Origin of the sequence: Micromonospora echinofusca (assembly GCF_017614955.1) — a bacterium.
In the GTDB taxonomy this organism is placed as follows: domain Bacteria; phylum Actinomycetota; class Actinomycetes; order Mycobacteriales; family Micromonosporaceae; genus Micromonospora; species Micromonospora echinofusca_A.
The window spans coordinates 1-6605 of sequence record NZ_WVUH01000372.1 but is presented as its reverse complement, the minus strand read 5'-3'; the positions used below and the strand labels follow the sequence as shown (position 1 = coordinate 6605).

At 73.8% G+C, this 6605-nt stretch carries 7 protein-coding genes; 1 reads left to right on the top strand and 6 read right to left on the bottom strand.

Annotation, left to right across the window (positions count from 1 at the left end):
- Positions 1-185 precede the first annotated feature (185 nt).
- The 6 genes from GSF22_RS28680 to GSF22_RS28655 all read right to left on the bottom strand — a co-directional run bounded on the left by GSF22_RS28680 (position 186) and on the right by GSF22_RS28655 (position 5710).
- Positions 186-1733, bottom strand: coding sequence for a sensor histidine kinase (locus tag GSF22_RS28680; RefSeq protein WP_208816934.1), 1548 nt, complete (start codon positions 1731-1733; stop codon positions 186-188).
- Positions 1730-2431, bottom strand: coding sequence for a response regulator transcription factor (locus tag GSF22_RS28675; RefSeq protein ID WP_208816936.1), 702 nt, complete (start codon positions 2429-2431; stop codon positions 1730-1732). The genes GSF22_RS28680 and GSF22_RS28675 overlap by 4 nt, the downstream gene beginning before the upstream one ends.
- A 77-nt stretch (positions 2432-2508) precedes the next feature.
- A complete protein-coding gene (locus GSF22_RS28670; RefSeq protein WP_208816933.1) occupies positions 2509-3126 on the bottom strand; it encodes a PadR family transcriptional regulator in 618 nt (205 codons plus the stop codon).
- The gene (locus tag GSF22_RS28665) at positions 3123-3950 is read right to left on the bottom strand and encodes a DUF4097 family beta strand repeat-containing protein (protein ID WP_208816931.1); all 828 of its coding nucleotides are present in this window, start codon (positions 3948-3950) and stop codon (positions 3123-3125) included. Before GSF22_RS28665 ends, GSF22_RS28670 begins: the two co-directional genes overlap by 4 nt.
- Positions 3951-4109: 159 nt before the next feature.
- Positions 4110-4955: a lysophospholipid acyltransferase family protein gene (locus tag GSF22_RS28660; RefSeq protein ID WP_208816929.1), complete on the bottom strand. Its 846-nt coding sequence runs from the start codon at positions 4953-4955 to the stop codon at positions 4110-4112.
- Entirely contained in the window at positions 4952-5710 is a 759-nt protein-coding gene (locus GSF22_RS28655; protein WP_439957815.1) for a GNAT family N-acetyltransferase, read from the bottom strand. Before GSF22_RS28655 ends, GSF22_RS28660 begins: the two co-directional genes overlap by 4 nt.
- A 236-nt stretch (positions 5711-5946) precedes the next feature.
- Here GSF22_RS28655 and GSF22_RS28650 point away from each other — a divergent pair.
- A partial coding sequence (locus GSF22_RS28650) for a hypothetical protein (RefSeq protein WP_208816925.1) occupies positions 5947-6605 on the top strand: 659 nt, incomplete at its 3' end.

The following is a 6605-nucleotide window of genomic DNA, read 5'->3' as shown; positions in this document are numbered from 1 at the left end:
CACCGGTGGCGCCGTGGAGTCCGACGGCCCGCGCCCGACCGGGGGCAGCTCGGCAGTGGGGTACGACGGCTCAGCGCCGGTGTCGGCCGGCCGCCGCTGCGGGTCGGTCTCGTGCTCGCTCATGCCCCTACCTTTCCTCTCCGCTCTGCGGTCCGCCTGTGTTCGGGCTGGAACTTTCCTGAGAGTCAGTCACCGGGCGTCTCGTGGTCGTCCACCACGAGTGGCAGCCGTACCCGGAAGGTGGCCCCACCGCCCGGGGTGGGCAGCACCTCGACGCTGCCGTGGTGGGCGGCGACCAGGGCCGCGACGATGGCCAGTCCGAGGCCGGTCCCGGTGGCCCCGCCGGCCCGGCGGGTACGCGCGGCGTCGGCCCGGTAGAACCGCTCGAAGACCCGTTCGGCCTGCTCGGGTGAGAGCCCCGGACCGGTGTCGACGACCTCGGCCACGGCGCTGTTCCCGGACTCGCCGCGCAGCCGCAGGGTGACCGAGGAGTCCGGCGGGGTGTGGGTGATCGCGTTGGTCATCAGGTTGCCCAGCACCTGGCGCAGCCGGGCGTCGTCGCCGTAGACGACGAGCGGGCCGGCGCCCGGTTCGACCTCCAGCGTGATGTCCCGGTCCGGGGCGACCGCCTGGGCGGCCTGTACCGCGTCTGCGGCGAGGACCGGCAGTTCCACCGGGGCCAGCGCCAACGGTCGTTCCCGGTCCAGTCGGGCCAGCAGCAGCAGGTCCTCGACGAGCAGTCCCATCCGGGACGCCTCGTCCTCGATCCGGCGCAGCAGCCGGGCGGTGTCCTCGGGCGAGGCGACGGCGCCCTGCCGGTACAGCTCGGCGAAGCCCCGGATGGTGGTCAGCGGGGTACGCAGCTCGTGTGAGGCGTCCGCGATGAACTGCCGCATCCGTTCCTCGGACCGGCGTGCCCGGGCCTCGGAGACCTGCGCCGCGTGGGCCGCGTCCCGGGCCGCCGACTCGGCGGAGCGGGCGGCGGTCTCGGAGGCCGCCCGCGCGGTGAACGCCGCCTCGATCTGGGTGAGCATGGCGTTCAGCGCCCGGGAGAGCCGGCCCAGCTCGGATCTCGGTTCCGGTTCGCCGTACTCCGGGTCGGGTACCCGGCGGGTCAGGTCACCCCCGGCGATGGCGGCTGCGGTCTGCTCGATCTGCACCAGGGGTTTCAGGCTGGTCCGGACGATCGCCGCGCCCAGCGAGGCGAGCAGGATCAGCACCGCCCCGCCGACCAGGACGTCGATCCAGACCAGTTGCCGGACCGCCTGGTCGATGTCGACCATGTTCTGCCCGACCGCGATGAACTCGTCGTCGCTGACCTGCCGGACGATCACCCGCCAGCGCAGTCGTTTGTCCGCCGCGTCGGCGGTGAACGCCTTCCCGTTGGCGTGCTCCTCGTACCAGGAGAGCTGGTACAGCGAGGCCGGCAGGTCCGGCTTCGACAGGGAACTGTCGTGGGTGATGAACCCCAGGCCGATGCTGCGCCGGGCGACCACCAGCATGTAGTCGCTGGGCAGGCTGTTCGAGCTGACCTCGCTGGGCCGGGACTGCTGGGCCCGGGCCAGGTACGCCTCCAGCTCACCGTCGACCCGACCGACCAGGTAGCTGTGCAGGAAGAACGCGGTCAGCGCGCTGATCACCACCAGCGCGACGGCGACCAGGCTCAGTACCGAGGCGACCAGCTTGATCCGCAGTGGCACGCCCCGTAACCGCCCCCTCAGTTGGGGGTTCACGCCGCCGGCTTGCGCAGCACGTATCCGACGCCCCGCAGGGTGTGGATCAGTCGCGGCTGGGCGTTGTCCACCTTGCGTCGCAGGTACGAGATGTACGACTCGACGATGTTGTCGTCGCCCCGGAAGTCGTAGTTCCAGACGTGGTCGAGGATCTGCGCCTTGGACAGCACCCGGTTGGCGTTGAGCATCAGGTAGCGCAGCAGTTTGAACTCGGTCGGCGAGAGCTGTACGCGCTGCCCGGCGCGGTGCACCTCGTGGGTCTCCTCGTCCAGTTCCAGGTCGGCGAAGGTGAGCCGGGAGGGCGCGTGCTCCCCGGAGGTGGTCCGGCGCAGTACCGCCCGGATCCGGGCGGTCAGCTCCTCCAGGCTGAACGGCTTGGTGACGTAGTCGTCGCCGCCGAGGGTGAGACCCCGGATCTTGTCGTCGGTGGCGTCCCGGGCGGTGAGGAAGACGACCGGGGTACGGGTGCCGCCCTCGCGCATCAACCGGATCACCTCGAAGCCGTCGAGGTCGGGCAGCATCACGTCGAGCACCACGAGGTCGGGGCGGCGGTCCTTGGCCGCGCTGACCGCCGCGCTGCCGCTCGTCGCGGTCGTCACGTCGAAGCCCGCGAACCGCAGACTCGCGGAGAGCAGTTCGAGGATGTTGGGATCGTCCTCGACGACGAGCAGTCGGGCCTCGGTCTGCGGTGCTGCCATGGCCGCCATCATCCCCGCCCCGGCTGCGTCCGCGCTGGACATCGGCTGAAAGGTAGCTGAGAGATCACCGGGGGTGTTCAGCGCAGCAGCCGGCGTATCCCGTCCAGGGTGCCGTCGAGCAACCGGACCACGGTACGGAGCTGGTTGTCGGTGAACCGGGCGGCCCGGACCAGCCGGCCCACCTCGGCGGAGAACTCGACCAGCCGCTGGTCGATCCCGGCGATCAGCTCGGCCTGTCCGGAGGTACCCGGCGGCACGGGGGCGGGCATGGTGGGGGTCGACACCGGACGGCCGGCCCGCCGGCTCTCCCGGGCCACCTCCCGCAGCTCCCGCTTCAGGTCGCGGACCGAGCCCCGGACCTCGTCCTGGATCCGGCCGGCCAGCCTGGACAGGTCCTGCACCGAGGCGTTGATGTCCGACTCCAGGGTCGTCAGCTCGGCGGACCGTTGGCGCAGCTCGGCCCGTCCCGCCTCGGTGATCTCGTACACCTTCCGGCCACCGGCGGCGGTGTGGGTGACCAGACCCTCGACCTCCAGCCGTTGCAGCCGGGGGTAGATGGTGCCGGCGCTCGGGGCGTACAGGCCGAGGAAGCGGTTCTCCAGGAGCCGGATCAGCTCGTAGCCGTGCCGGGGACCGTCGTCGAGCAGCTTGAGCAGGTAGAGCCGGAGCCGCCCGTGGCTGAACACGGCGGTCACGGCAGCTCCTCGGGCTCGGCGTCGACCGCCGGTCGGGCGAGCAGCGCGATGCTCCCGGAGGTGGCGGACGCGGAGAGTCTACCGTCGCCGGTGCCGAGGGTCCCCGCGCTGTCGGTCACCGAACCGATCCGCCGGTCGCTGCGTACCTCGGGGAAACTGCTGGTGATCCGTCCGGAGGTGGTGTGCAGCCGGACGGCCAGGCTGCTGTCCGCACGGACCCGGACGGTGATGCTGCCGGAGATCGTGTCGAGCTGGATGTCGCTGCCGGCGGGGTTGTCCAGGTCGCAGGTGATCGCGCCGGAGACGGCGGTGGCCCGGATCCGGTCGGCCGGACTGTCGGCGAGGATCAGCTCACCGGAGACGGTCTCCATGGTCAGTTCCCCGGCCACGCCGAGCGCCTCGACCGGGCCGTCGACCAGCTTCACCGTGGTCCGGCCGGCGAGCCCCATCAGGGTGACCTGTCCCGAGGTGACGTCGACCCGGGTCTCGTGACGCAGTCCCGAGGCGACCACCGCGCCGGCCACCAGCCGCAGGTCGGCCAGCGTCCCGGCGGGGACCGCGACGGACACGTCGACCTTCGGCCAGTGCGCGAACACCGTCCGGAGGAAGCCCTGCCAGCGCCGGGGGCGCTCCTGGTGTACCCGCAGCCGGCCGTCGGCGTACCCGACGAGGACCGGCCGCCGACCGATTCGGGTGACCTCCAGCCGGGCGGGACCGTCGGCGGCGACCACGTTCAGCCGTCCGGCGACGAGGTCCACGTCGAGCCGGGTCACGGCGCCGTCCAGGGGGATCCGCTGCGGGCTGTCGACCGTCCAGTTCGCCATCGTCGCTCCTCGTCCGGGTCGGCACCGGCGGCCTCCGGTGACGGTCACCGCGATCACGTCCGCCGTTCGGCAGGTGCCGGCACACTGCCGACAGGTGCCACGCTAACGCGATACATCGCGACATGACAAGGTCGGCTCCCGGGGCGGACACCCCGACTGTCAGGAAACCGGGTGAAGCGCCGGGCGTACCGGACCGAGCCGGACGGTCGAGGCGGCGGCGCGGGACAGCGGCCGCCGGTCCGCCCCGGGCTGCGGGTGCAGGGCACCGCCCACCGTCACCGACACGGTCAGCCCGTCCGAGGAGAGCACCCGGCGCAACGAGCACCACAGGTTCTCGTCACCGAGGAACGCGGGGGCGGTCGCGCCGGCACCCGACGCGCCCACCCCGTACCCGATCCGCAGCGGCACCACCGGCACCCCGGCGTCGATCGCCGCCTGGAACATCGCCGGCCGGAACGGCCCGCCCGCCGGACAGCGCGCCGCCCCGACCGCGCCGCACCAGGTCGTACCCTCCGGGAAGACCGCGACCGACCGGCCGGCCCGCAGCGCGGTCGCCACCTCGGCCACCGTCGACGGCAGTGCCCGGGGCCGGGCCCGGTCCACGAAGATCGTCCCGGCGGCCCGGGCCACCACGCCGAGCAGCGGCCAGCCGCGCACCTCGGTCTTGGCGACCATCCGCGCCGGGGTGACCGCCAGCACCGCCAGCACGTCCAGCCAGGAGATGTGGTTCGCGACCAGCAGCACCGGTCCGCGCGGCAACCGCCCGCGCACCGTCGGCCGGACCCCCAGGGCGGCCAGCGCCGTCCGGGCCCACCGTCGGCCCGTGGCGCCCCGGGCCTGCCGGGTCAGCACCGGGAGTACGGCCAGCAGCGCCACGCCACCGGCCAGCACACCGAGCAGCGCGACCAGCCGGCTGACCTGCCGACGCCGGGGTACCCCGGTCCCGGTGGCCGTCGGCAGGCAGGCCGGTCCGCAGGACGACACGGGTCGCCACAGCACGCTCACCGGCCCGTCTCCCCGAGGAAGTGCCGCAGGTAGCGCGGGTGGATCCGGTCCATCGAGAGCAGCACGTAGAAGTCGGCACAGTTGAAGTCCGGGTCGTACGCCGGCTCGCCGCAGACCCAGGCGCCCAGCCGCAGGTACCCGCGCAGCAGCGGCGGGACCGCCGGCCGGGCCCCGGTCGTCCCGGCGCCGACCGGCGGCGCCCCGGACAGCCAGGGCAGCACCGGGCGGACCCGTAGCGGCGGCGGACCCAGGTGCCGGGCACTGACCTGCGCCCAGACCTCCGCCGCCGTGGCCCCGCCGTCGGCCAGCGGCACCGACGCGCAGCCGCCCAGCCAGCGCAGGCCACGCAGGTGCAGGTACCGGGTGATGCCGGCCCACATCAGGTTGATCACCGCCCCGGTCCGGTGGTCGGGGTGCACGCAGGACCGGCCCACCTCCACCAGGTCGTCGCGGAGGGCGGCCAGCCCGCCCAGGTCGAACTCGCTCTCCGCGTACCAGCGGTCGGTCCGGCCGGGGGGCAGCAGCCGGTACGTGCCGACCACCGCCCCGGTGGCGTTCTCGCAGACCAGCAGGTGGTCGCAGACCGCGTCGAACTCGTCGGTGTCCAGCCCCTCGGTGGTCGGCCGCAGGGTCGCACCGAGTTCGGCGCCGAAGACCTCGTGCCGCAGGCGTTGCGCGGCGGCGACCTGGTCGGGGCGGTCCGCGATGAGCAGGGTGTAGCCGCTGGTGGTGATCGGTACGTCGACGGTGTGCAGAACAGTCATGGGCACTGTGTAGGGGTGGCGGGTTGCCGGCGTCGCTCGCCTGACGATTCGTCCGGTGTCGATCCGGTGAACGCCGGTGGTCGGCCCCGGCCTGCGGACCGGCTCCCGGCGGCCCGCCGGCCGACCGGTGCCCGCCAGCCAGCCGGCGGCCGACCGGTGGCACCGGCGTGGCAGGCTGCCGGGGTACGCGGGCCGGCGCCGGTCCCGCCGCACGGGAGGTACCACAGGTGATCATCGAGACCCGGTTCAACGGCCCACCCGGCTCCGGTAACGGCGGCTACTGCGCCGGCCGGTTCGCCACCGCCCTGGCCGGAGCCGGTCCCGCCGAGGTCACCCTGCTCCGACCGCCCCCGCTGGACGTACCGCTGACCGCCGTCGACGACGAGATCCGCGACCCGGACGGCACGGTGATCGCCCGGGTCCGGCCGGTCGGACCGGTCGACGCGACCGTGCCGGGGGTGGACCGGGCCACCGCGGTCGACGCGTCGACCAGGTACCCCGGGTTCGTCGACCATCCCTTTCCGACCTGTTACGTCTGCGGGCCGCAGGCCCCGGCCGGACTGCGGATCTTCCCCGGTCCGCTGTCCGACGGGCGCACCGCCGCCCCGTTCGTGGTGCCGGAGACGGTCGAGCCGGCCGTGGTCTGGGCGGCCCTGGACTGTCCGGGCGGCTGGGCGGTCATCGCCCCCGGTCGGCCGTACGTGCTGGGCCGGGTCGCCGCCGAGGTGCACGACCTGCCCGCGCCCGGTACGGAGTGCGTGGTGGTCGGCGCGCTGATCGGCACCGAGGGGCGCAAGGCGCTGGTGCACTCCACCCTGTACGCCCCGGACGGCACGCTGCTGGCCCGGGCCCGGGCCACCTGGATCGCCCTGCCCCCGCCCCGGGT

Excerpts from the sequence above, each read along its gene's own strand:
- GSF22_RS28675 (WP_208816936.1), bottom strand. The coding sequence starts at position 2,431 with ATGGCAGCACCGCAGACCGAGGCCCGACTGCTCGTCGTCGAGGACGAT.
- GSF22_RS28665 (WP_208816931.1), bottom strand. The coding sequence starts at position 3,950 with ATGGCGAACTGGACGGTCGACAGCCCGCAGCGGATCCCCCTGGACGGC.